Here is a 729-nt window from a genome sequence, read left to right as displayed (position 1 = left end):
GATTTCCTAGACACCTGCCTCGTTCAGTTTTTGCTGTCTGATCTCATAGTCAATGGGCGACAGCATGCCGTTGTTCGTGTGCTTGCGTTTCGGGTTGTGGAACATCTCGATGTGGTCGAACACGTCGCGCCTGGCATCGTCCCTGGTGGGATATGTCTTCCGCCTGATCCGTTCTCGTTTCAGCAGTTGCAAGAAGCTTTCGGCGACCGCGTTGTCGTGGCAATTGCCGCGCCGGCTCATGCTGGGTTCGAGGTCGTGCTGGCGAAGAAACGTCTGCCACTCGCGGCTGGTGAATTGGGCGCCTTGGTCAGAATGCACCGTGACCCGACCCTCAGGCTTTCGCCGCCACACGGCCGTCAGCAGAGCCTGCAGAGCAAGGTCCGTGGTCATGCGGGATTGCGCCGACCAACCGACGACACGGGGCGAGGACAGATCGATGACGACGCACAGGTACAGCCAGCCTTCGTGTGTCCTCAGATAGGTGATGTCGGTCACCCAGACCTGATCTGGCTCGGACGTCTCGAACCGCTGCTCCGGCCTGTTCTCGGCCACCACCGCAGGCTTGCCGCCATACCGGCCGGGGCGGCGCTTGTAGCCCACCTGCGCGGCGACGCCAGCCGGGCAACCCGGTTCTCCGAGATGCGTTCGCCCCGGTCGCGCAGGTCGTCGGTCAGCTTGCGATATCCGCTCTCGGTCCAGGCCTGCCGGACCGGCTCGGTCTGACGGGCA

Annotated in this window: 1 pseudogene; it reads right to left on the bottom strand. The window is 63.2% G+C overall.

What is annotated here, in order from left to right:
• Positions 1 to 6: 6 nt before the first annotated feature.
• Positions 7 to 729, bottom strand: a pseudogene (locus tag RXV88_RS23595) (IS3 family transposase); the annotation flags it as partial.

This window comes from Aestuariicoccus sp. MJ-SS9 (assembly GCF_032586235.1).
Taxonomy (GTDB): domain Bacteria; phylum Pseudomonadota; class Alphaproteobacteria; order Rhodobacterales; family Rhodobacteraceae; genus Aestuariicoccus.
This window is presented reverse-complemented; position numbering and strand designations above follow the sequence as displayed.